This is a genomic window from Synechococcus sp. KORDI-52, assembly GCF_000737595.1.
Lineage (GTDB): Bacteria > Cyanobacteriota > Cyanobacteriia > PCC-6307 > Cyanobiaceae > Parasynechococcus.
The window spans coordinates 1,589,108-1,606,874 of sequence record NZ_CP006271.1 but is presented as its reverse complement, the minus strand read 5'-3'; the positions used below and the strand labels follow the sequence as shown (position 1 = coordinate 1,606,874).

The 17,767-nt window shown below is 60.0% G+C and carries 34 protein-coding genes and 1 pseudogene; 17 read left to right on the top strand and 18 right to left on the bottom strand.

Annotated features, from left to right (window positions below; all coding sequences use genetic code 11):
• Positions 1 to 376: 376 nt before the first annotated feature.
• Complete coding sequence (locus KR52_RS08145) at positions 377 to 751, bottom strand: hypothetical protein (RefSeq protein ID WP_084221967.1); 375 nt, start codon at positions 749 to 751, stop codon at positions 377 to 379.
• On the opposite strand from KR52_RS08145, the gene KR52_RS08140 reads away from it, so the two are divergent.
• Positions 751 to 1,137: a DCC1-like thiol-disulfide oxidoreductase family protein gene (locus KR52_RS08140; RefSeq protein WP_038554553.1), complete on the top strand. Its 387-nt coding sequence runs from the start codon at positions 751 to 753 to the stop codon at positions 1,135 to 1,137. The two genes, KR52_RS08145 and KR52_RS08140, sit on opposite strands and share 1 nt — an antisense overlap.
• A gap of 133 nt (positions 1,138 to 1,270) precedes the next feature.
• Complete coding sequence (locus KR52_RS08135) at positions 1,271 to 1,507, top strand: hypothetical protein (protein ID WP_038554550.1); 237 nt, start codon at positions 1,271 to 1,273, stop codon at positions 1,505 to 1,507.
• 422 nt (positions 1,508 to 1,929) lie between these two features.
• Here the strand turns inward: KR52_RS08135 and KR52_RS08130 are convergent, their stop codons facing one another.
• Complete coding sequence (locus KR52_RS08130) at positions 1,930 to 2,790, bottom strand: NAD-dependent epimerase/dehydratase family protein (RefSeq protein WP_038554547.1); 861 nt, start codon at positions 2,788 to 2,790, stop codon at positions 1,930 to 1,932.
• Positions 2,791 to 2,855: 65 nt separating this feature from the next.
• Here KR52_RS08130 and KR52_RS08125 point away from each other — a divergent pair, with 65 nt between their 5' ends.
• On the top strand, positions 2,856 to 3,266 hold the full coding sequence (locus tag KR52_RS08125; RefSeq protein WP_038554544.1) for a YccF domain-containing protein: 411 nt from the start codon (positions 2,856 to 2,858) through the stop codon (positions 3,264 to 3,266).
• On the opposite strand, the gene KR52_RS08120 is transcribed toward KR52_RS08125, so the two are convergent.
• Together KR52_RS08120 and KR52_RS08115 are read right to left on the bottom strand one after the other, a co-directional pair.
• The gene (locus KR52_RS08120) at positions 3,267 to 3,620 is read right to left on the bottom strand and encodes a hypothetical protein (RefSeq protein ID WP_038554540.1); all 354 of its coding nucleotides are present in this window, start codon (positions 3,618 to 3,620) and stop codon (positions 3,267 to 3,269) included. It lies immediately after the preceding gene.
• Between the two features lie 437 nt (positions 3,621 to 4,057).
• The gene (locus KR52_RS08115) at positions 4,058 to 4,294 is read right to left on the bottom strand and encodes a hypothetical protein (protein ID WP_038557090.1); all 237 of its coding nucleotides are present in this window, start codon (positions 4,292 to 4,294) and stop codon (positions 4,058 to 4,060) included.
• Positions 4,295 to 4,378: 84 nt separating this feature from the next.
• Here KR52_RS08115 and sodC point away from each other — a divergent pair, with 84 nt between their 5' ends.
• Positions 4,379 to 4,909 carry a superoxide dismutase family protein gene (gene sodC / locus KR52_RS08110; RefSeq protein ID WP_038554537.1) on the top strand — a complete coding sequence of 177 codons (531 nt, stop codon included), beginning with the start codon at positions 4,379 to 4,381 and terminating at the stop codon, positions 4,907 to 4,909.
• Positions 4,910 to 4,917: 8 nt separating this feature from the next.
• Here sodC and KR52_RS14945 read toward each other — a convergent pair whose 3' ends face one another.
• The gene (locus KR52_RS14945; protein ID WP_156957661.1) at positions 4,918 to 5,085 is read right to left on the bottom strand and encodes a hypothetical protein; all 168 of its coding nucleotides are present in this window, start codon (positions 5,083 to 5,085) and stop codon (positions 4,918 to 4,920) included.
• A 128-nt stretch (positions 5,086 to 5,213) separates the two neighbouring features.
• Here KR52_RS14945 and KR52_RS14630 point away from each other — a divergent pair, with 128 nt between their 5' ends.
• Positions 5,214 to 5,459 carry a hypothetical protein gene (locus KR52_RS14630; protein ID WP_038554531.1) on the top strand — a complete coding sequence of 82 codons (246 nt, stop codon included), beginning with the start codon at positions 5,214 to 5,216 and terminating at the stop codon, positions 5,457 to 5,459.
• 93 nt (positions 5,460 to 5,552) lie between these two features.
• Here the strand turns inward: KR52_RS14630 and KR52_RS08095 are convergent, their stop codons facing one another.
• On the bottom strand, positions 5,553 to 5,798 hold the full coding sequence (locus tag KR52_RS08095; RefSeq protein WP_006850138.1) for an RNA-binding protein: 246 nt from the start codon (positions 5,796 to 5,798) through the stop codon (positions 5,553 to 5,555).
• 67 nt (positions 5,799 to 5,865) lie between these two features.
• On the opposite strand from KR52_RS08095, the gene KR52_RS14310 reads away from it, so the two are divergent.
• Positions 5,866 to 6,216, top strand: a complete 351-nt coding sequence (locus KR52_RS14310; protein ID WP_156957660.1) for a hypothetical protein — start codon at positions 5,866 to 5,868, stop codon at positions 6,214 to 6,216.
• Here the strand turns inward: KR52_RS14310 and KR52_RS08085 are convergent.
• On the bottom strand, positions 6,213 to 7,406 hold the full coding sequence (locus KR52_RS08085) for a glycosyltransferase family 2 protein (RefSeq protein WP_038554527.1): 1,194 nt from the start codon (positions 7,404 to 7,406) through the stop codon (positions 6,213 to 6,215). The two genes, KR52_RS14310 and KR52_RS08085, sit on opposite strands and share 4 nt — an antisense overlap.
• Before the next feature lie 136 nt (positions 7,407 to 7,542).
• Here KR52_RS08085 and KR52_RS14305 point away from each other — a divergent pair, with 136 nt between their 5' ends.
• The 6 genes from KR52_RS14305 to KR52_RS08060 are packed head-to-tail and all read left to right on the top strand — an operon-like array spanning position 7,543 to position 11,686.
• Positions 7,543 to 7,707: a hypothetical protein gene (locus tag KR52_RS14305; protein ID WP_156957659.1), complete on the top strand. Its 165-nt coding sequence runs from the start codon at positions 7,543 to 7,545 to the stop codon at positions 7,705 to 7,707.
• 28 nt (positions 7,708 to 7,735) lie between these two features.
• A complete protein-coding gene (locus tag KR52_RS08080; RefSeq protein ID WP_253912350.1) occupies positions 7,736 to 8,101 on the top strand; it encodes a Nif11-like leader peptide family natural product precursor in 366 nt (121 codons plus the stop codon).
• A 58-nt stretch (positions 8,102 to 8,159) separates the two neighbouring features.
• On the top strand, positions 8,160 to 9,062 hold the full coding sequence (locus KR52_RS08075; RefSeq protein ID WP_038554524.1) for a MoxR family ATPase: 903 nt from the start codon (positions 8,160 to 8,162) through the stop codon (positions 9,060 to 9,062).
• Positions 8,989 to 9,906, top strand: coding sequence for a hypothetical protein (locus KR52_RS08070; protein ID WP_253912349.1), 918 nt, complete (start codon positions 8,989 to 8,991; stop codon positions 9,904 to 9,906). Before KR52_RS08075 ends, KR52_RS08070 begins: the two co-directional genes overlap by 74 nt.
• Positions 9,903 to 10,649 carry a DUF3488 domain-containing protein gene (locus KR52_RS08065; protein WP_038554522.1) on the top strand — a complete coding sequence of 249 codons (747 nt, stop codon included), beginning with the start codon at positions 9,903 to 9,905 and terminating at the stop codon, positions 10,647 to 10,649. Before KR52_RS08070 ends, KR52_RS08065 begins: the two co-directional genes overlap by 4 nt.
• Positions 10,574 to 11,686: a transglutaminase family protein gene (locus KR52_RS08060; RefSeq protein WP_156957658.1), complete on the top strand. Its 1,113-nt coding sequence runs from the start codon at positions 10,574 to 10,576 to the stop codon at positions 11,684 to 11,686. Before KR52_RS08065 ends, KR52_RS08060 begins: the two co-directional genes overlap by 76 nt.
• Here the strand turns inward: KR52_RS08060 and KR52_RS08055 are convergent.
• Positions 11,678 to 13,351 (bottom strand): protein adenylyltransferase SelO family protein, encoded by a 1,674-nt coding sequence (locus tag KR52_RS08055; RefSeq protein WP_038554517.1) that lies wholly within the window; start codon positions 13,349 to 13,351, stop codon positions 11,678 to 11,680. The genes KR52_RS08060 and KR52_RS08055 overlap by 9 nt on opposite strands.
• A gap of 107 nt (positions 13,352 to 13,458) precedes the next feature.
• On the opposite strand from KR52_RS08055, the gene KR52_RS14795 reads away from it, so the two are divergent.
• Entirely contained in the window at positions 13,459 to 13,608 is a 150-nt protein-coding gene (locus KR52_RS14795; protein ID WP_173402212.1) for a hypothetical protein, read from the top strand.
• 17 nt (positions 13,609 to 13,625) lie between these two features.
• Here the strand turns inward: KR52_RS14795 and KR52_RS14300 are convergent, their stop codons facing one another.
• The 3 genes from KR52_RS14300 to KR52_RS14785 form a co-directional block, all read right to left on the bottom strand.
• Positions 13,626 to 13,802 carry a hypothetical protein gene (locus tag KR52_RS14300; protein ID WP_156957657.1) on the bottom strand — a complete coding sequence of 59 codons (177 nt, stop codon included), beginning with the start codon at positions 13,800 to 13,802 and terminating at the stop codon, positions 13,626 to 13,628.
• A gap of 3 nt (positions 13,803 to 13,805) precedes the next feature.
• Positions 13,806 to 13,967, bottom strand: a complete 162-nt coding sequence (locus KR52_RS14790) for a hypothetical protein (RefSeq protein ID WP_173402211.1) — start codon at positions 13,965 to 13,967, stop codon at positions 13,806 to 13,808.
• A gap of 77 nt (positions 13,968 to 14,044) precedes the next feature.
• Positions 14,045 to 14,197 (bottom strand): hypothetical protein, encoded by a 153-nt coding sequence (locus tag KR52_RS14785; RefSeq protein WP_173402210.1) that lies wholly within the window; start codon positions 14,195 to 14,197, stop codon positions 14,045 to 14,047.
• 117 nt (positions 14,198 to 14,314) lie between these two features.
• Between KR52_RS14785 and KR52_RS14780 the strand changes: the two genes are divergently transcribed.
• Positions 14,315 to 14,476, top strand: coding sequence for a hypothetical protein (locus KR52_RS14780; protein ID WP_173402209.1), 162 nt, complete (start codon positions 14,315 to 14,317; stop codon positions 14,474 to 14,476).
• A gap of 110 nt (positions 14,477 to 14,586) precedes the next feature.
• Complete coding sequence (locus tag KR52_RS08050; protein ID WP_038554515.1) at positions 14,587 to 15,027, top strand: tellurite resistance TerB family protein; 441 nt, start codon at positions 14,587 to 14,589, stop codon at positions 15,025 to 15,027.
• Here KR52_RS08050 and KR52_RS08045 read toward each other — a convergent pair.
• The 6 genes from KR52_RS08045 to KR52_RS08030 form a co-directional block, all read right to left on the bottom strand.
• Positions 15,013 to 15,315 (bottom strand): DUF805 domain-containing protein, encoded by a 303-nt coding sequence (locus KR52_RS08045; RefSeq protein ID WP_038554511.1) that lies wholly within the window; start codon positions 15,313 to 15,315, stop codon positions 15,013 to 15,015. The genes KR52_RS08050 and KR52_RS08045 overlap by 15 nt on opposite strands.
• Before the next feature lie 12 nt (positions 15,316 to 15,327).
• Positions 15,328 to 15,477 carry a hypothetical protein gene (locus KR52_RS14295; protein ID WP_156957656.1) on the bottom strand — a complete coding sequence of 50 codons (150 nt, stop codon included), beginning with the start codon at positions 15,475 to 15,477 and terminating at the stop codon, positions 15,328 to 15,330.
• 64 nt (positions 15,478 to 15,541) lie between these two features.
• Positions 15,542 to 15,730, bottom strand: coding sequence for a hypothetical protein (locus tag KR52_RS08040; protein ID WP_038554508.1), 189 nt, complete (start codon positions 15,728 to 15,730; stop codon positions 15,542 to 15,544).
• Positions 15,731 to 15,814: 84 nt separating this feature from the next.
• Positions 15,815 to 15,982, bottom strand: coding sequence for a hypothetical protein (locus KR52_RS14775; RefSeq protein ID WP_173402208.1), 168 nt, complete (start codon positions 15,980 to 15,982; stop codon positions 15,815 to 15,817).
• 62 nt (positions 15,983 to 16,044) lie between these two features.
• Positions 16,045 to 16,257 carry a hypothetical protein gene (locus KR52_RS08035; RefSeq protein WP_156957655.1) on the bottom strand — a complete coding sequence of 71 codons (213 nt, stop codon included), beginning with the start codon at positions 16,255 to 16,257 and terminating at the stop codon, positions 16,045 to 16,047.
• A 49-nt stretch (positions 16,258 to 16,306) separates the two neighbouring features.
• Entirely contained in the window at positions 16,307 to 16,672 is a 366-nt protein-coding gene (locus KR52_RS08030; protein WP_038557083.1) for an AbrB family transcriptional regulator, read from the bottom strand.
• Positions 16,673 to 17,020: 348 nt separating this feature from the next.
• Here KR52_RS08030 and KR52_RS15340 point away from each other — a divergent pair.
• Both KR52_RS15340 and KR52_RS08025 read left to right on the top strand, forming a co-directional pair.
• Positions 17,021 to 17,134 (top strand): annotated as a pseudogene (locus tag KR52_RS15340) (hypothetical protein); the annotation flags it as partial.
• Positions 17,080 to 17,475, top strand: coding sequence for a lipocalin-like domain-containing protein (locus KR52_RS08025; RefSeq protein ID WP_371257708.1), 396 nt, complete (start codon positions 17,080 to 17,082; stop codon positions 17,473 to 17,475). The pseudogene KR52_RS15340 and the gene KR52_RS08025, both read left to right, overlap by 55 nt.
• 19 nt (positions 17,476 to 17,494) lie before the next feature.
• Here KR52_RS08025 and KR52_RS08020 read toward each other — a convergent pair whose 3' ends face one another.
• Complete coding sequence (locus tag KR52_RS08020) at positions 17,495 to 17,752, bottom strand: hypothetical protein (RefSeq protein ID WP_253912348.1); 258 nt, start codon at positions 17,750 to 17,752, stop codon at positions 17,495 to 17,497.
• Positions 17,753 to 17,767: the final 15 nt, after the last annotated feature.

Here is a 17,767-nt window from a genome sequence, read left to right as displayed (position 1 = left end):
ACAGCCCGCAGGGAGCAGCGTCCAGAACTGTAGTGATTGCAACAGATGTAACCGCTGAGCGAGCGGCGTGATTCTGGACAAGCATCGAACCAGAAGCACGTGATCATTACCGGATTTTGGGTTCAGAATGCTCAGCTGGACCTCCAAAGTGAAGCAAGTCTCGGCAATAGCGCCTGAAATTGTGGAAAACGATCAGTGGTGTTGTGAACAGTGCAGAGAGCCCGGAGATGTGCACTTCCGGGTCACCACGACCCGAAGGACGAACTGGATCCTGGTGTGTGAAGCTTGCTGGTCAGCCATTCGAAGCGAACCTGGTTATCGCAATGGAGGAACGCGAAAAGCGAACCGACGCAAGCGCCGACGGAGTTAACGGGATTCAGGCTTCGATCAATGCACATTGATGGCGAATCAGCGTGCCGCGGCGTTCAAAGAATTCCGGCGCAGAAACATCCTCAGGGCGCCACCACCAACGGCCATCGGTGTAGCTGGGCGAACCAGCGTTATTGGTGCGTGGCAGCTGCAGAACAACATCACCCCAACGGATGAGAACACCATCTCCAGGCAGGGTTCCCTCCATGGCGTTGGGGATTGCCGCCTTCAAACCAGTGACATCGACGGGTCCACGGGTGATCTCGACACTGAGCCGATCACCGTCACAGATCCAATCGGCGCGACACGGCTGAGGACAAATCACGAACCAGCAAGCCAGGAGCAACGCCAGGCCAAGGCCTTTGGCGACAGAATTCAGCAATGCTGTTAACCCTCATCTACGACGGCGGATGCCCATTCTGCCGGGAGTTCGCCCTGCGCAGTGAACTCAAGGCGGGCCTCGCCCACCTGCGCATTGTCGACGGACGCACAGATCACAAGATCCGTCAGGACCTCAACGCCCTTGGCCTGCCTCTCCGCAACGGCGCCGTTCTGATCGAAGGGGACCATCGATGGCATGGAAGCGAAGCGATTGCAGAACTCTGCCGTCGCATGACGCCCAGCGATCCCTTGCTGAAGTTGATGGCGAAACTGTTCTGCGACGACAAACGATCAGCACTGGCTTACCCGGCTCTCTTGGCGGCCCGGCGCCTGGCCCTGGCATCACGTGGCATGAGCGTTGATCCGGACGAACAGCCGATGGGCTGAATCAATGGGTTGAATCACGGATGGGCAGCGTCGAACCATTCGTCTACCGTCGAAGCACCGCCTAAAGGTTTCCTTAAGCATCGACCCTGATCCCTTCGTTCCCGACGCGTTAAGCCATCAGCAGCTCAACGCCTTGCTGAAAGCGGCGATGGAACCGGCTGCCACTCCAGAGGGCCAACTCAACGAGGACGAACTGCTTCGAGCAGCACTGAGTGCGTGGGCTGATCAAACCCAGGAGTTGCTTCGTTGGATTGAAACCCAGGGGGATGCTGTGAGCGACACACGAACGCCAAAACAGGTGATGGCGCTGGGAAGTTTCAGGACCCACCTGGTGATGGGGCTGAAAGCACTTCGCTACGCGGAAGGATGAGCAAAAGAGAACACCTGTTGGGGTGCAGAGGGCTGATCAGGTTCGAACGGAATTGAAGTGATGAAGAATGTCCACACCTCGGAACTGATCCAAAGACGCCGTTTGTGCTTCAGCAAGATCGCTCGAATTCAACAGCGGTATTCACCGGAAAGACGTCACCGTCTTGTTCCGCCAGTTCAAGCAACTCGGCATTGAGCTCAAGAAGCATGACAGCCAGAGACGTGGCGAATTCGATACAGAAAGACTCGTCTTTCACACCGTAACGGCTTGGAATGCAGAGTGTCTAATCAACAAAGCCTGCCGATCGTGGATCCTGCAATCCCGCTTTACATGAACACGAACAATCGGGCAAATAAGATGGGCATGTATCGAAAAATCAAATCAGTCACATCAGACAAACCGAAGCGCTATCCGAATGAGATTCAGGCAACCACTGGCTCAAGCATGGAGGAAATGCTGGGCTGGAAACCAATTTCACGCAAGCTCGCATTGCTGACACGGGCATTGAAGATGCGGGCACCGGGGCGATCGTGGTTATCCCAGATCACCGGAGGAAGACCATCCTGGTCACAGAGCGCATTGGACAACTGACGACGGGTGAGCTGGAGATCATCCACCAGGTTGTAGATCCCCTGGAGACGTTTGGCGAATGCGAAATCAACGCCGCGGATGATGTCCTTCAGATGAACCCAGGCGTTGATGTGGTTGCCGTTTTTGCGGACCGACTGGCCAGCAGCACTGCGGATGTAGGAGGGAATGTCCTTGCCGGGACCATAAATGCCCCCGAGCCGCAGCACACAGGCCTGAGTTGAGGCGTCGTTCAATGAAAGAACGGCAGACTCACCGCTGGCCAGAAGAGCGTTGGTGCTGCTGGAGCAGTCGGGGGGCGTCTGTTCATTGCAGATTGCGCCGGACTGATCTCCATACACCCCTGCACTGCTCAGGTAGCTCACATGCAGCGGTCTGCGGCCTTGACGTTGACGCAGGGCATTCACCAGGGCGGGCACAGCCTGGCCGTAAACCTTTTTGTACTGATCCTCCTCAAAGCTGTCAGTTGTCGGCGCCATCGCGATCAGAACACCATCGAGATGATCCAGGAAGCTGGCATCTGCCATGGGGTCTTCAGCCCTGTAGATCCTCGGGTGATCGACCACATCACAGAGTTCAGCCAACCGGGCGGGGCTGGTGGTGGTGCCTACCACCTCATGACCCTGACGCCTGAAATGGAGGGACACAGCGGAGCCGACATATCCGCATCCAATAATCCCGAGACGTCCAGCCATGCCTGGTCAAACATATTTCACAGAAGTTAACGAAGGATCACTGGCCATGGCGTCACAATGGAGACATGTTGTCCATTGCCCTCAACCTCCTCTGGGTTGTTCTCGGGGGACTGCCCATGGCGCTGGGCTGGTGGTTCGCGGCATTGATCTGTGCGATCACCATCGTTGGCCTGCCCTGGGCGCGGTCGTGCTGGGTGATCGGATGCTTCTCGCTTTGGCCTTTCGGCTCCGAGGCTGTGAACCGTCGTCAACTCAGGGGGAGAGGCGACCTGGGAACCGGCCCCCTCGGCGTGGTGGGCAACGTTCTCTGGTTTCTTGTGGCCGGCTGGTGGCTGGCCCTGGGTCACCTGAGCAGCGCCTTGGCATGTTTTGTCACGATCATCGGAATCCCTTTTGGCATCCAGCACATCAAATTGGCGTTGATCGCCCTGGCTCCTGTCGGCATGACCGTGGTGACGTCCAAAGCCCTGGAGTGATCAGAACAGGAGCTGAATCAGCCAGACCATGGCAACCCCCAGCACCACCGCCAGCATCAGACCGCCGACCAGACAAGCCACAGCTGCAGCCAGACCGACCCTGGCCATGGTGTCTGGATACAGAAGGAACAACGTCAAGCCGAGCGCCAAGGGCCATAGCGGAGGGATGACCAGGCAAACCGCCGTGAGAATCACCAGCTTTCGATCACGCCGACGCTTGGCCTCAACCTGAGTGGCGACTTCAGCAGCCTCAAGGTCGAGGTCAGCCTGCTCATCGTCGCTGAGCCAGCGCCCACGCATCTTGGCGCGATCGAGCTCATGCTCCAGCCGCTCCGTGGGATTCCGGTTGCTCATCCCATCAGCCTAAAGAGCCCGGGAAATCGATCAACAGTGATTTGTCCAGCTATAGGTAATTTTATCTAGGTATTTACCCGCCGCAATCATATTGTTGCTCAAAAAGAATAATCAGCATAGTGTCGCCTGGCGAGCCAGTAACAAACAAGATGAATAGCCACCTTGAATGTCCAGATGCAGGTCATGCTTGCGTCACTGAATCACAAGTCAATGCTTACTTTGAGTGTCTAACGCTTTGCAATCTTGACGATGGTCATTGCTATGAGCAATGCATTCTGGTGCATCTGAAAAATGAGGTCGAAGCATGAGAACCCTGAATAATCAAGCACAAATGGGCCTGGCTTCAATCGCATCAACTGTTGCCATCGCTCTTCTCGTGATGGGTTTCATGGGAATGGTGCAGCACATCCATACCCATCCAATCTGAAAGCCTCTGCTCACATCTGACGCTTGAAGGTGTAACAACCTCCGTGGTATCCAGTGAAGGGTTGGGCGTAGGTCACCAGCTCCCAGCCCTGATCACCCAATTCATTCATCAGCCCCACGAGGGTGACATCACGCTGCGGATGGCTGCGGGAGATCAACTGACGATCATCCAGCCAAAGCTCCTCAATCTCGCCGGTCCACGACTTTCCACGGGGCACAAAGCGAAGTTGGGTGTATTCCCATCGCATCACGGAGAGTCGGCCGAAGGACGCACCATTGTCACGCAGAAGGCGCCGTCCGGAGGGCACAATTCAAGAACATGCAGTTCTGTGATGCGGCGTTTGCTTGCCCAGTGCCTTCTGGTCGTCAGCTTGCTCACGGCCACACCAGGCTGGTGCGGAGCGCTGGACGTGACGCTGAACCGTGTTGACGTCGACGGCATCGGAGAATCGATCGGCAGCATCACAGCACAGGACACCGATCAAGGCCTTGTGATCTATCCCGCTTTATCGGGGCTGATGCCAGGAGAACATGGCTTCCACCTCCACAGCATCGGCAGCTGTGATCCAGGGCAAACCGCAGAGGGCACCAACGTTGCCGCCCTGGCAGCTGGTGGGCACTGGGACCCTGACGGCACAGGCAAACACCTCGGCCCCTTCGGCAACGGCCACCGCGGCGACCTGAGCCGACTGGTTGTCGATGGCGACGGGAACACCAACACCAGCGTTGTTGCTCCACGGCTGAGCACAGCCGACCTGCGGGGCAAGACGCTGATTGTTCATGCAGGGGGCGACACCTACAGAGACGAGCCTCCCCTCGGAGGAGGTGGAGCACGGATCGCTTGTGGCGTGGTCGCTGACTGACCGCTGATTCAGCGGTTCACCAACCGCGCATGCAGGCGACACACCCTGAGCGCCTGAACGGGAGGCTCCTGACAAAGCGCTCCAAGCTCACGGTTCAGCTGACGAAACAGGGAAAGGTCAGCTCCGCGAAAGGATGGAAGCACGAGGAACACACCCGACGCGATCAGACCGACCACAACTCCGCTCCCAATCGTGTCTCAACCTTAGACCCGCATGACACAAATTCGCGCGAGCGATCGCGCGATTTCGCTGTTTACCGACTCAAGTAAAGATGAGACTCTCAGACCCTGTTTGACGTTTGCTGATGTCACCCCTGTTACGACGCGTCGGGATCTACATCGTGCTGAGTACGGCTGCGGTCAAGGTGGTGAATCAGCTGGAGCTTGACCAAGCGAACGTATATCCGATCTACATCCCAATGTTCATTGGAATTTATGTGATCTCACGTTGGATCGACAGCCGTTTCAACCAGACCTCACAACAGCAACAGCCGAAATCCAAGCACCGCAAAGAACCGTCGGCAACAAGCGAACGAGGCTTTGGAGATTAAAGGCAAGATTGGCCAACAGAACCAGGGGTGGATGCAAGCCGGGGCTGCCGGTGAGCACTCACCGGCGTTTCAGCCCGGGATTGACCCCAAAGGTCAGCGGCGGGGTTCGGCCTTGCGAACCGAGATGGCACGCCCCATCCACTCAACGTTCTGAAGATCATCAATCGCCGACTGCTCATCGGCTTCGCTGCTGAGATCCACAAAAGCGAAACCACGCTTGCGGCCTGTCTCCCGGTCGAGGGGCAGGGAGCATTTGCTCACTTCTCCGTACTGTCCGAACAGATGGATCAGATCTTCCCGCTCAGCGTCCCAGGAGAGGTTTCCAATAAAGATCGTCAAAAAAAAATGGATCAAGATCTTTTACCTTCGCACATGAGCCGACAGGGGTTGATCGGCCGTCCCTGCTTTGATCGGCTCGGCAGAAACCCACACGGTCATCCAGACCCATGGAAGGGTGCAACGCCATGGCGCCACAAGGCCCTTAAGTCAGGCTCCGTTCCGGGCCGAATTCCATAGAAGGCCTTTTGTTCGAGCCAAATCAAGCCTGACCGCGACCAGGATTCAGGTGGTTGAAATGCTTGACATGAATGGACTCAGCGGTACCAAATCAGACGACTTCATCAATGCAGCCAAGGCACGCGGGGAAGCTGCCTTGCAGGACAAACAGCCCAGATTGACCAAGCTGGAAAAAGCATTCCGCCATGCTGCACTGCGGAGACGGGCGGAAGATGCTCGAAAACAGGGACGCCACCCCTAATTCAGAGGTCGGCCCTTCCAGGTCCAGCCCCGACCGGTGCGCGTACGCCAGATCGATACAGGTCCGATCGCACCCACCAGCAATCCACCGGCACCCATCAGCCACCAATGGCTGAGTGGCATATCGAAGCTGCTGCGGATCCACAGCCGCAGCAACAGCTGTTGGACGATGGCCAGACCCGACAACGCCATCAGCCACCACCAGACCACGGACAGCAGGGGTTGAAGCCAGAGCAGCACCAGCGATGCAGGCAACAACAGCCAGGGCACGGTGAACATCAACACCACCACCAAGGCAGCACCGAGGGCTTTGATGGGGTCGCGGTCCAAGCCCAGAAACCAGTTCTTGGTCCAGCCCTCCCAAAGCGCCGCGAGGTCGCTGTACATCCGCAGATCGACCGCATCAAGCCCGAGGAGATAACGAAGCCGATGACCGCCGGCCTTGATGGCACGGGCTAAAGCGAGATCTTCCACCACCTCACCAGCCAGGGCCCGGTGGCCACCGATCCACCTGTAGGTGGAGGCCTTGAAGAGCATGAAGGGACCCGCAGCAAACGCCACCGGCGATACCGGGTCATTGGTTTCGAGGATGGGAAAGCCGAGGCCCAGCAGGCTGGCCATGATCGGCTGCACCATCCATTCCGCCAGGCATCCGCAACTGAGCCTCGGTGCCAGGCTCAGCAAATCGGCGTTCTCATCGATGGCCTGAGCCAGGGACCGTTGAAGCGCGTCCGGCTGGAGACGAACATCGGCATCGATAAACAGCAGCCAATCGCTCTTGACCAGCTCAGCGGCCTTGCTGCAGGCCCAGTTCTTACCGACCCAGCGCTGATCAACCGGCCGAGGACCGGCCTGAATCAGCCGAAAGCGCGCGTCTGCTGAACCGGCACCCATGGCGTTCTGGACGGTGGCATCGGTTGATTCGTCATCCACCACCAGGACCGACCAATCCCGGCAGGGGGGCGCACTGGCCAGCACACAGCCCACACAGGAGGCGATGTTGTGGGCTTCATTGAAGGCGGGGATCACCACAGTCAAAGAGGTGTCCGGGGCAGAAGCCCCCCGGGCCGACCTCAAGCGAGGGGCAACAGCAAACACCCGTTGCAATCCCAGCTGAAGAATCAACAACCCCGCTGAAGCCGCCAGAGCCGCAGAGAGAAACAACAGAGGCTCAAGCAAGGCAAGCGACATGATCAGACTCCGCTGTGTCGTTCAGGCGTCATCGTCGGCTGAAGCATTGAAGTGCGACTGAATTCAGCAGTCATTCAGCAGGAGGCCTGGGACGGTCTGGCAGCGGGCTACAGCAGAAAGAGGACGCAACACAGCTATGGCTCTTCACGTCGCCAACGCAATGGATGAAGTTGAAGTCGCCGTCTGGTGGGACCTGTCGAGAATTGTCCGGCATTTTGAACGTCAAGGGCTTGAGCGACGGGACGTCAAAGTCGCCGTGATGAATGCTGCGCTTCGGTTAATGGCCGACGAAGCCGACTAAGCGACGCAACAGCAGGACCCTCTCAGGGATGACATCCCGTGCATCGCGCTCGGGACGTTGGATGGAGAGATTGAATGGAGAGATTGAATGGCACCCAAGCCAAGCAGTCACCACCATGACGGATCAAGCACATTCCGTTGCATCCAAGCTTGAACAGTTGCTGAAAGCGGTTGCCAACAATCCCTCGCTTGAGCGGCAGTTAAAAATGGCAACCACAGCAAGTGCCATCTGCGAGGTTGCTTCTTCAGCAGGCATCGAATTAAGACCCGCTGATGTTGTTAAACACTATGCCAATCGACTTCTCTCGGCTTCAGACGAGGTTTCCGTTCAGAACTTTGACCTGTGCAGCTGGGACGCGGGGGAATTGCTCTGGGCCATGAAGCAATGGACGTGACCCCCAAGCGTTGTTCTGACGAACCTGTCAACGTGAGGGTGCCTTCGGCTGCAATTCCTTGGCTGCACATGAGCTGTTGCCGTTGATCGATGCCGTCGGTCGGGTGCTGCTGGGCAAGGAGCATCAGGTGCGCCTGGCATTCAGCTGTTTGCTGGCCGATGGTCATCTGCTGATCGAGGACCGCCCGGGCATGGGCAAGTCCACCCTGGCGGAAGCCTTGGCGCGGATGTTTGCACTCGCCTTCAAGCGGGTCAGCTTCACCAGTGATCTGTTGCCGGCAGACCTCACGGGCCTGAATGTGTTCAACCCGGCGGAAGCCAGCTTCCGTTTTCAGCCCGGACCGTTGTTCACTCAGGTGTTGCTGGCTGATGAGATCAATCGCGCCAGCCCCCGCACCCAAAGTGCTCTGCTGGAAGCGATGGCAGCTGGTCGCGTCAGCGTCGATGGTGTGAGCCGAGCCTTGCCGCAGCCATTTTTTGTGATCGCGACGCAGAACAGCCTTGATCAGGTGGGCACCAGTCCATTGCCCGAGGCCCAGCTCGATCGCTTTCTGATGCGTCTCAGTCTTGGATTCCCCGATCGTCGCTCGGAACGGGCGATGTTGCACGCCGGATTTGATTCAGCATCCGAGAACCTGCCGCAGTTGGGCCACGATGTGCTGCAGCAGTTGCAGCACCGCTCATGCCACCAGCATTGCTCTGAGCTGCTGATCGATTACGTCCTTGATCTGGTCGAGGTCAGTCGTCAACGACATCCCGGTCTCTCGCCGCGGGCCAGTCAGGGACTCCTGGCGGCTGCCCGGGCCTGGTCCCTGCTCGAGGGTCGTGATCACGTGGTGATTGACGACGTCCAGGCCGTTTTGCCAGCAGTGGTGGAGCATCGAATGGATGCCGGTTGTCCCGCACGTCATGGAGCGCCGCACAGCGAATCCCTTCTCCAGGCCGTCCCGGCCCTGCGCTGATCTGAAACTCGGGCAGCGAACCCTGTACATCGTTCCCAGTCGCTTCGGGGCGCTCTGGATCACTGGTGCTGGCCTGTTGCTGCTGGTGGCCATCCAGACGGGGAGCAACAGCACCCTGCTGCTGGCCTTTGTGATGCTCGGGCTGATGTTGCTGGCGATGTTTCTGACCCACGACACCCTCCAGGGCCTCACCCTGCGTTGTGATCAGCCCTCACCGATGTTCGCCTGCGAGCCGGCAACGTATCCATTGACGTTGGAGAGCCCAACCGCCCGGCCCCGTTGCAGCTTGCGTGTTCAAGGGCATGCCGTTGTGGTGCGTGATCATCTGGCCGCAGGCAGCACCAACCTCCTGCTTCCCTGGGTGGCCGAAAACAGGGGTTGGCAGCTGCCGCCTCCCGTAACGATCGAGACCATTGCCCCCCTCGGATTGTTCATCTGTTGGGGCCGCTGGCAGCCCAAACAGCCGCAGTTGATCTGGCCTCGCCGCCGACCTGGCCCTGTCTCCGAACGGCAACCCTCACGGGCCAGGGATGGACTGGAGGAATGGCATGACCTCAGGCCTTTGCGCGAGGGTGAACGTCCAGCCCTGGTGGATTGGTCCAGCGTCGCCCGCGGCAAACCGTTGCAGGCCAAGGTGTTCAACGACCCTGAGGAGCCTGAACTGATTCTCGCCCCTGCACCGGGCCTTGCCCTGGACACGGCCCGCGAGCACCTGGCGGATCGCATCTGGCGCTTGCACCACAGCGGCGCCTGCTACGGCCTGCAGATTCAGTCCTTCAACCTGGCGCCATCAAAGGGGGTTCGCCATCGCGATGCCTGCCTGGAGGCGTTGGCGACGGTATGAGCCGGGATCGAACCGCGACGACTCTTGCCTGGTGGGCCCTGCTGCCCCTGGTGCTGCAGTGCCTCGTGCTGAATTGGTCTGCGCCACTCACGTTGCCGTCATGGGCATTGGTGATGGCCACCATGGTCAAGCTGCGGGAATGCCGGCGGCCCTTCGAGCAACGGCTCGTCGCTCTCTTGCAATTGGTGTCCACCGGCCTGCTGGCAGCCCAACTGCAGGGTCTGTTGGCGACTGTGCTCCAGCTGCTGACGGTGATGCTGAGCCTTGCCGGTCTGCTCGGTCATGAACTGGTTGGCGCCCTGACGTTCCGTGGTGTTCTGCAGCGCAGCGTTCAGCTGCTGGCGGCGGCGTTGCCCCTGGCTCTGCTGCTGTTTGTGTTTGTGCCCAGGGTTCCGCCGTTGTGGACCACACAACTGGGCGCCACGCGCGGAGCCGTCTCGGGATTGTCTCCAGAGCTGGATCCACTGAGCATCGCCGAGCTGACCTTGGTGGATGACTCGGCAGCGCGGCTGTTGTTGCCGAAGGGGCAGACCCTTCAGAGGGATGGCTACTGGCGGGTCCTGGTGCATGACCAATTCGACGGCCGCCGGTGGCAACGCCGGCCCCCCCCGTTGTTCAGCGCACTGGCGATGATCGAGGGGTCGGGCAAGGGCCCAGTCAGTGGTGGGTGGTGGACCCCTCGGCCATCAGGGCTGTCCCCTGGGATGGCTTCGCCCTGCCGACAGCACCGGATCAACGGGTGACGTCGGACGGGGAACTGCTGGTGGGTCCCAGCGCACGCCAGCGCCGATCCTTTCGGCTTGAGTCCAGTGCCGACGAAGCGGCATGGCAGCAGCGTCCTCCGGTGCTGCGTGAACGGGAAGCGCTACCGGCGTCATCGCCCAGGCTGAACGCCATGGCGCAACAGCTGCGCCTGCTGCCCACCGGACGGGAACGTCTGGAGGCGGTTGAAGCCTGGTTTCGAAGCCAGCCCTTCCGGTACAGCCTTCAACCCGGTGCGGTGGCTGATCTGGATGCTTTTCTGTTTGATCAACAGGTGGGGTTCTGCGGTCACTACGCCAGTGCCGTGGCGGCCCTGATGCGGGCTGCTGATGTGCCATCCCGTGTGATCAGCGGCTATCAGGGAGGCCGTGTGGTGAAGCCACTCAGCGGCAGTCCCTTTCTCGAGCTGCGCCAGAGCGATGCCCACGCCTGGGTGGAAGTCTGGTTGGAGGGGGATGGTTGGCAGCGGGTGGATGCCAGCCTCTGGGCCGCGAGCACTGGGTCGCAGGCCGGTGCGGTGCCTGGGCCGCCAACGCAGCGCCAGGAAGGCCAGGTGCTCTGGTGGCGATGGCTCCAGTGGCAGTGGTGGGGCCTGGATCTGATCTGGACTCGCTGGTGGTTGAGTTTTGACCAAGCCAATCAACTGGTCTGGTTGCAGATGCTGTTTGGGGCTCAGCTGCGTTGGTTGGGCGTGGCCATCGTTGGCGGTGGCATGGTGGCTGTCGCAGCTGGATGGTTGTTGCTGCGCGTGGGCCTCCGGCCTCGCTCACCCCTGGCTCAGTCCTTGCGGCTTCTGGCGCTCTGGGGCGTCAGGCCGCTGCCGGGGGAAAGCTTCCCGGGTCTCTGCCGGCGTGCCGCAAGGAAGCATCCCGATCAGGCCATGGTGTTTGAGGCCATGGCGGATCAGCAGCAACGGCTTGCCCATGCCTGTCTCAGTACATCCCAGCGCCGCCAGCATCTGCGACGGTGGCGGCAACTCCGCGCCGAGCTTGGGCGCCAGCGGTGGCGATCAGGATGAACAGCTGTAGTGGGATACCCCTCCAGCACTGAAGAACTCCCGCGGCTTCAAGCGGTCGTAGCGGGCCGCCAGTTCGGGGGACAGGGGCTCGTAGGGCGCGCTGAACAGCTGCTGCAGTTCTGCGATCAGTGTGGTGTCGCCCTGGGCTGCCTGCTGGTAAGCCGGAGCGATCAACCACTCGCGCCAGGTGAGTGCCGGATTGACCCGCCGCATGCCAGCGGAGATCAGAGCCGGATCAACGCCACTGGGCCACTGGTCACGCCAGCGCAGCAACCAGTCGTTCCACTGGGATTCGAGGGGTGCCGAAAGGGGCAGGTAGAAACAGTCCCGCAGCGGATCGATCTGCTCAGGCAGCTCCGACAAGCAACGGAAGAGCATCGAATAATCAGCGCTGGAGTCGACCAGGAGCTGCAACAGCTCTTGCACCAGGGCGTCGTCGGCATGGGGCAGGCCGAGTTTGCTACTCCACATCCGTTGCATCGCCTCCTGCATGGCGGCGGGGAAACCCTCCAGCAACTGGTCCAGCTGGGCCTGGGCCTGCGTCTGGCCCTCCATCAGCGTGCGCAGGGATGTCCAGAACATGCGGTAGTTGGCCTCTGCAGCCACCGGCTGGTTGAAGAAGCTGAAGTGGGCGCCCCCACCCGTCCAGGGCTGAAAGCGCGGATCGAACAGCTCGCAGAACCCAAACGGCCCGTAATCGAGGGTGAAGCCAGCGGCGGCACAGTTGTCGCTGTTGAAATTGCCCTGGCAGTAGCCCACACGGATCCAGTTGGCCACCAGAGCCGTGAGGCGATCACGGAACAAGCGCGCCAGCAGCACAACCTGGTCGCTGAACGGCAGGCGGGGATCGATCTCCTGGCGGTAGTTGCGTTCGATCAAATGCGCCACGATCTGGTGCAACTCCTGGTGCGCCCGGGGATGGGCATCCTTGCGGGCACGGCGGGCGAACAACTCCAGCTGACCCACCCGCAGAAACGATGGCGCCACCCTGGTGCTGATGGCCGCCGGGTTGTCGACCATCACGTCCGGGTCCAGGGAGCGGGAGTGCTCGGAATACCAGGGGCGACGCACCGACTCGGCGTGGGAGACGTAGAGCGTCAACGAGCGTGACGTGGGCACGCCGAGGGCATGCATGAACTCCTGGGCCAGAAATTCACGGACGCTGGAGCGCAGCACGGCGCGACCATCGGCACCACGGCAGTAGGGGGTCGGACCACTCCCCTTGAGCTGCATCTCCCAGCGGCGCCCCTCAAACACCCCTTCAAACACCGACAGGGCACGGCCATCGCCGTAGCCATTGCCATTGCCGAAGGGGCACTGCTGGGTGTATTCCGTGCCGTAGATCGAGAGGGCATAGCCCGTGGCCCAGCCCCAGGGCCGCATCGGACCGGTGGCAACACCGAGATCTCCGGAGAACATCCGACGGAACTGAGCGTCCCGGGCCAGGTCATCCGTGAGGCCGAGCTCACTGAACAACGCGTGGCTGTGCGCCACGTATTCTGGCTCGGGGAGCGGCGTGGGTGTCACCGGCACGTAATGCCCGGAGACCACCTGGCGCGGTTGATGGTCCTCCCCATCCGCGGTGGCCTGCGGATCCATCGTGAGGGCTTCCAGCAGGGAGTAGTCGACCCGCTCGGCGAACTCAGCAAACGTGGCGGTGCTCATCGGGCCTTGCAGCTGACCCCATCATCGCCAGGGCTGCAGCCGGGTGTTTTGACCGATGGCCAGGCGCCAGTCGAGGCCTTACACCGAGGGAAGCATCCAAGCGGCCCATGGGCAAAACCAGGAAACTTCGAGGCGATATTCGGCAGGAGGAGCTGATCACCAGCCTGATCGGCCTCACCGCCATCTTTGTGGCCACGGCCATCTGGTGGAGCCTGGCTCCCCAGTGGCTCACCAGCAGCTGGCAGACCTTTCAGTAGTCCGGTCAGTAGTCGGGTCAGTAGTCCGGCATGGACGCCTCAGCCCTGAGCGTGCACCAGGGCTCAAGCAGGGTCGGGCGACCGCAATGGGGGCAATCCTGTCCCCGCTTCTCCACCTGCACGAAGGGGATCCAACGGGAGTTGGCCTGGCCTTCGTAGCCGCAGTGCTTGCAATGAATCCGGTACTCCGCCATGGCTCAGAGTGCGGACTTTTCCTGACGTTGCACGGCCTCATGGGCCTGGCGCAGGCCATGCACCATGAAGCAATCGGTCGCATTGCAGACCAGATACCTGCCTGCACCGATGGCGTCGATGGTGGACCCTCGCGAGGTGGCAAAAATGCGACTTCTGAACTCCATCCCATCTCCAAGCGCTGACCTCACTGTTGTGGGGACGACGAAGGACCGCAACCCGTGAAATCGCGCATTGTGCTGACTCAGTCGGCCCGTTCGCAGTGGTCGCCATCGCACTGCAGCCCGCACTGGGGTTGCTTGGCGCCGTAGTGCCAGGGCCGTCGCATCGCCCAGTACTCGTCCACCAGACCGAGCAGATAGGTGCCGATACGTCGGAGCAGGAAGGGCGCTTTCATCCCTTCAACCTGGCAACAGCGCCCGGAACCTGCAAGAGATCACACCGGCAGCCATGGGGCAACGGTGTGGCACAACCCCCCCGGGATGGGTTAGCCCCGAAGCATTGCACTTGACCCATGACCACCACACAACACTCGAATCAGCTGCTGGAGGAGCTGGTGGCGGAGGAGATCGTTTATCAGATCGGTCAGATTGCTGAAGAGCTGCAGCGGGAAGGCTGGCCGATCGCCATGGTGAAGCGGTTCATGCATGTGGCGGTGGAACGGCTGCCGGAGTGAGGGCCATGCCCCACTAGGGGAATCGACTCATCTGTCTGACTCTGTTGCGCTTTTAACAACAGGGATCCGGCCGGTTCGTCGAAATTTGTGAAACGATTGCGCCATTCCCAATGGATGTCGTCACTGCCTTCGCAGCCGTTGGTCTCACTGCGGTGTCGTGGGACGACAGCCTCAGCCGCGCTGGGGCAAGGGCGTTCCGGCATGCCCTCGACTACCGGGAGCCGTACTGCCGGATGAATGACAAGGAGGTGGTGCTGCTGATGGATACCGTGCTCGCCATGCGTCTGGAGCGGGGAAACAAGGCTCTGATGCTGGAGGCGGCCAAGGCGCTGACGGCCGAGCAGGCCCTCACCGCCTACGCCATGGCCTCGGAACTGATGCGCTCCGATGGGCCTTACTCAGCAGAAGAGCGGCGCCGGCTCGATCTGCTGGCTCTAATGCTCTCGATCTCCCAGATGGAAGCCGAGCGCATTGATTCCGTTTTCGAGCTGTTGCATGCACCCCTCGAGCCGGTTCGCTCCTCAGCGGTCATTCCCTCAGCCGTCGGCTGAGGGCTGAAGCTCAATCCAGAGCAACCAGAGGAAGCCGATCAACGGGATCAGAGCGATGAAAATCCAGGCCCATGAACGTCCGGTGTCGCGGATGCGGCGAATGTTCATCGCCAGGCCCGGGCAGATGGAGGCCACGACAAAGACGATGTGTAGGGCGTTGGGAGCCAGCCACGACAGCAGGACGCCAAGGATCAGGTTGACGGCAAAAATCTTCCAGTAATCGATCCGGGATGTGCGGCCTTCAAAGTCGAAGGCACGGGTCCAGAACTGGGGATAAAAACTCAGCATCGAATCAAAAAATCAGGCAGAACGTTTGTCATCTCCGAACCAGATGCCGCGTCGGCTGTCGGGAAGACGGACCACTGCGCGTTCATAGCGTTGACGGCAGCTGCGGGACCGGAGATGGTCTTCAGCTTCCTGTAGCAGCCGTTGCAGCCTGACGTCATCCATGGAATTGCCTTGATGCCAACCCATTCAGGCCAGGATCCAGGCAGCGTCAAGGTCCAAGCTGACGTCAGCCTGGATAGGCCATGTTCAATTCCTCCGATCCGTAGCGGAGCAGGAAGTCGGCTTCGGCTTGCTCGGAGAGAAGCAGGCAGGTGGGGGGGTTGGTGCCCGATCGGTAGCAGTAGACATCGAGCTCGTCAGGGTTGCGGTCGGAATGGATGATGTCTCCCGTGCGGAGCACATAACGCGTCGTCATCGTCTTGAGCCGCTGCTGACGTCGCGATAGCGCTGAACGGGCGGAGCCGATCAGCTCTGTGCTGAGCTGCTCACCGGCACGTCCTCATTCGGAATCAACGCGGATGAAAAAGCGGCTCTCCACATCCATCTCTCCCTGCTCATTGTGCTCAGGGTCGCCCTCCACCAATTCAACAGCGAAATCCCTGTTGTCCAATTCATGCACGACACTCTGACCATGCACGAGGTTGTGGACGAGAAGGAGTCGTTTCATCGATGAAGGACGAGCCGTTCACCGGTTGGTAGCACGAGGTGGTTGGCCCAACGCATCGGACTTCAGCGGAAGCCGAAACCATCCCGGCTGGGCTGCTTCGCCGAATACTCCCGCGACAGGGCATCGAGCATCAGGGCGATGTAGCGGTCATCCATGCCGATGTCCCGCTTGAGCTGACGCATCAGGTTGTTGATGGTCTTGAAGGTGGCTGGAATCTGCTGGTCCAGATGCTCCTTGGTGGGGTGATAGGGCATCGGATCAAAAAAATTCCCCACGGAACCTAAAGGAGCCGTGGGGTGAATGTTGTTTCCGCTGATCCGGATATCAATCCTCTTCTTCAGAACCGCCCACAGGAATCAGGCGAATCTGCTTGCGTCCCAGCTTGATCTCATATTCGTCGCCAGGTTGCAGCTCAAGAATGGCGGTGTAGGCCTTGCCGATCAGAAGATTGCCATTGCCCTGAACCACAGCTTTGTAGGACAGCTTGCGGCCACCTTTCCCCACACCAGATCCGCCGGTGGAGAAGGACAGGCCCTTGGCTTCCAGCAAAGCCTCGTAAAACGCCGTGAACTTCACTTGCTCAGAGCCGTCTTTCTTCGTTACGACGTAACCACAGCCCTTGGCTAGATCAGTTTTAGCGCAGTCGCCAAGTTCCTTGACGCGGTTGAGCAAATCAGCTCCAGTAAGCATGGGTCGGTGAAGACGTGACAACTGTATTAGAGCCCATATCTTCAAAAGAACAAGAGCAAAAAGAGCTCAATTCAGTTGAATCGTTCGAGCGTCTTTCAAACCAGCGGACGTGATCAAAAATGTGATCAGCTGAACAACATCATTGAACAGACCCATCAACGCCAACCTTTGAAATCACGATCAAGGTGATCAGCCCAACCTACTGACGTCTGACCGCCATCCTGCTCGTTTGGTTGCTGTTGCTACGGGATTGGCAGCCATTGGCATCAATTCAGCGGAAATGCCTTGATCGATCCTGTCGACGCCTGATCACGATCGATAGTTTGCTGTTCAGGAACAGGTCCAGTTGTGAACGTCAGTTCGGTTCAACCCGCCCAAGCCATCACGTCCCCCACGGTGCATGGCGCCTGGCAGCTGTTGAGCTACGTGGTCGAACAGCAGTCCAACGGCGACACCTTCACGCCCATGGGGACATCCCCCAGCGGCTATGTGATCTTCACCCGGAAGGACGGCTTTCATTCATGCTGTCGGCGGAGGGGAGACAACCGGGATCCAACGCCGAGGAACGTTCGGCCTTGCTGAGCAGCATGATTGCTTACACAGGTGTTTACCGCCTGGACGGTGACCGCTGGATCACCCAGGTGGATGTGGCCTGGAATCCTGAGTGGGTTGGCACGGAACAGACCCGCTTTTTCGCGATCGACGGCGACCTGCTCACGGTGCACACCCCCTGGCGGGTGATGCCCAACTGGCCGGAGAGAGGCCTGACACGCAGCATTGTTCAGTTTCAGCGCTGCAGCTGAGCGCTGCCCCGCCGCGTCCTCAGGCCTCGGTATCGGGCTTCTGCCCTCCACAGACATGGCGTGGTTGGTAGCCCTGTTGTTCAGCCAGATAGCGGAGATAGACGATCTGATGGCGGTCCGGCAGTCCCACCGCCGCGATCAGTCCCAGCGGACCGAACAGCAGGCCGGCCAACAGCCAGCGGTTGCTGTTGCGCGCCTTCTGTGCGGCGACGGTCTTGGATAACCCGGCACTGATCCCATGGGAGACCAGCACCATCAGCAGGAACTTGAGATCCACGGGGAAGTCGCAACA

Bases quoted from the DNA above. Each gene is read 5' to 3' on its own strand.
- sodC (WP_038554537.1), top strand. From the start codon at position 4,379: ATGCGGCGTTTGCTTGCCCAGTGCCTTCTGGTCGTCAGCTTGCTCACG.
- KR52_RS08040 (WP_038554508.1), bottom strand. From the start codon at position 15,730: ATGACGACGCGTTATGTGCTCCGCACGGGAGACATCATCCATTCCGAC.
- KR52_RS08085 (WP_038554527.1), bottom strand. From the start codon at position 7,406: ATGTCGCTTGCCTTGCTTGAGCCTCTGTTGTTTCTCTCTGCGGCTCTG.
- KR52_RS08115 (WP_038557090.1), bottom strand. From the start codon at position 4,294: ATGCGATGGGAATACACCCAACTTCGCTTTGTGCCCCGTGGAAAGTCG.
- KR52_RS08130 (WP_038554547.1), bottom strand. From the start codon at position 2,790: ATGGCTGGACGTCTCGGGATTATTGGATGCGGATATGTCGGCTCCGCT.
- KR52_RS08140 (WP_038554553.1), top strand. From the start codon at position 751: ATGCTGTTAACCCTCATCTACGACGGCGGATGCCCATTCTGCCGGGAG.
- KR52_RS14630 (WP_038554531.1), top strand. From the start codon at position 5,214: ATGTCACCCCTGTTACGACGCGTCGGGATCTACATCGTGCTGAGTACG.
- KR52_RS08030 (WP_038557083.1), bottom strand. From the start codon at position 16,672: ATGCTTACTGGAGCTGATTTGCTCAACCGCGTCAAGGAACTTGGCGAC.
- KR52_RS14780 (WP_173402209.1), top strand. From the start codon at position 14,315: ATGACCACCACACAACACTCGAATCAGCTGCTGGAGGAGCTGGTGGCG.
- KR52_RS14795 (WP_173402212.1), top strand. From the start codon at position 13,459: ATGGGCAAAACCAGGAAACTTCGAGGCGATATTCGGCAGGAGGAGCTG.
- KR52_RS14790 (WP_173402211.1), bottom strand. From the start codon at position 13,967: ATGGAGTTCAGAAGTCGCATTTTTGCCACCTCGCGAGGGTCCACCATC.
- KR52_RS14300 (WP_156957657.1), bottom strand. From the start codon at position 13,802: ATGGCGGAGTACCGGATTCATTGCAAGCACTGCGGCTACGAAGGCCAG.
- KR52_RS14305 (WP_156957659.1), top strand. From the start codon at position 7,543: ATGGCTCTTCACGTCGCCAACGCAATGGATGAAGTTGAAGTCGCCGTC.
- KR52_RS14295 (WP_156957656.1), bottom strand. From the start codon at position 15,477: ATGGATGACGTCAGGCTGCAACGGCTGCTACAGGAAGCTGAAGACCAT.
- KR52_RS08065 (WP_038554522.1), top strand. From the start codon at position 9,903: ATGAGCCGGGATCGAACCGCGACGACTCTTGCCTGGTGGGCCCTGCTG.
- KR52_RS08045 (WP_038554511.1), bottom strand. From the start codon at position 15,315: ATGCTGAGTTTTTATCCCCAGTTCTGGACCCGTGCCTTCGACTTTGAA.
- KR52_RS08055 (WP_038554517.1), bottom strand. From the start codon at position 13,351: ATGAGCACCGCCACGTTTGCTGAGTTCGCCGAGCGGGTCGACTACTCC.
- KR52_RS08050 (WP_038554515.1), top strand. From the start codon at position 14,587: ATGGATGTCGTCACTGCCTTCGCAGCCGTTGGTCTCACTGCGGTGTCG.
- KR52_RS08120 (WP_038554540.1), bottom strand. From the start codon at position 3,620: ATGAGCAACCGGAATCCCACGGAGCGGCTGGAGCATGAGCTCGATCGC.
- KR52_RS08125 (WP_038554544.1), top strand. From the start codon at position 2,856: ATGTTGTCCATTGCCCTCAACCTCCTCTGGGTTGTTCTCGGGGGACTG.
- KR52_RS14785 (WP_173402210.1), bottom strand. From the start codon at position 14,197: ATGAAAGCGCCCTTCCTGCTCCGACGTATCGGCACCTATCTGCTCGGT.
- KR52_RS14775 (WP_173402208.1), bottom strand. From the start codon at position 15,982: ATGAAACGACTCCTTCTCGTCCACAACCTCGTGCATGGTCAGAGTGTC.
- KR52_RS08080 (WP_253912350.1), top strand. From the start codon at position 7,736: ATGACATCCCGTGCATCGCGCTCGGGACGTTGGATGGAGAGATTGAAT.
- KR52_RS08070 (WP_253912349.1), top strand. From the start codon at position 8,989: ATGCCGGTTGTCCCGCACGTCATGGAGCGCCGCACAGCGAATCCCTTC.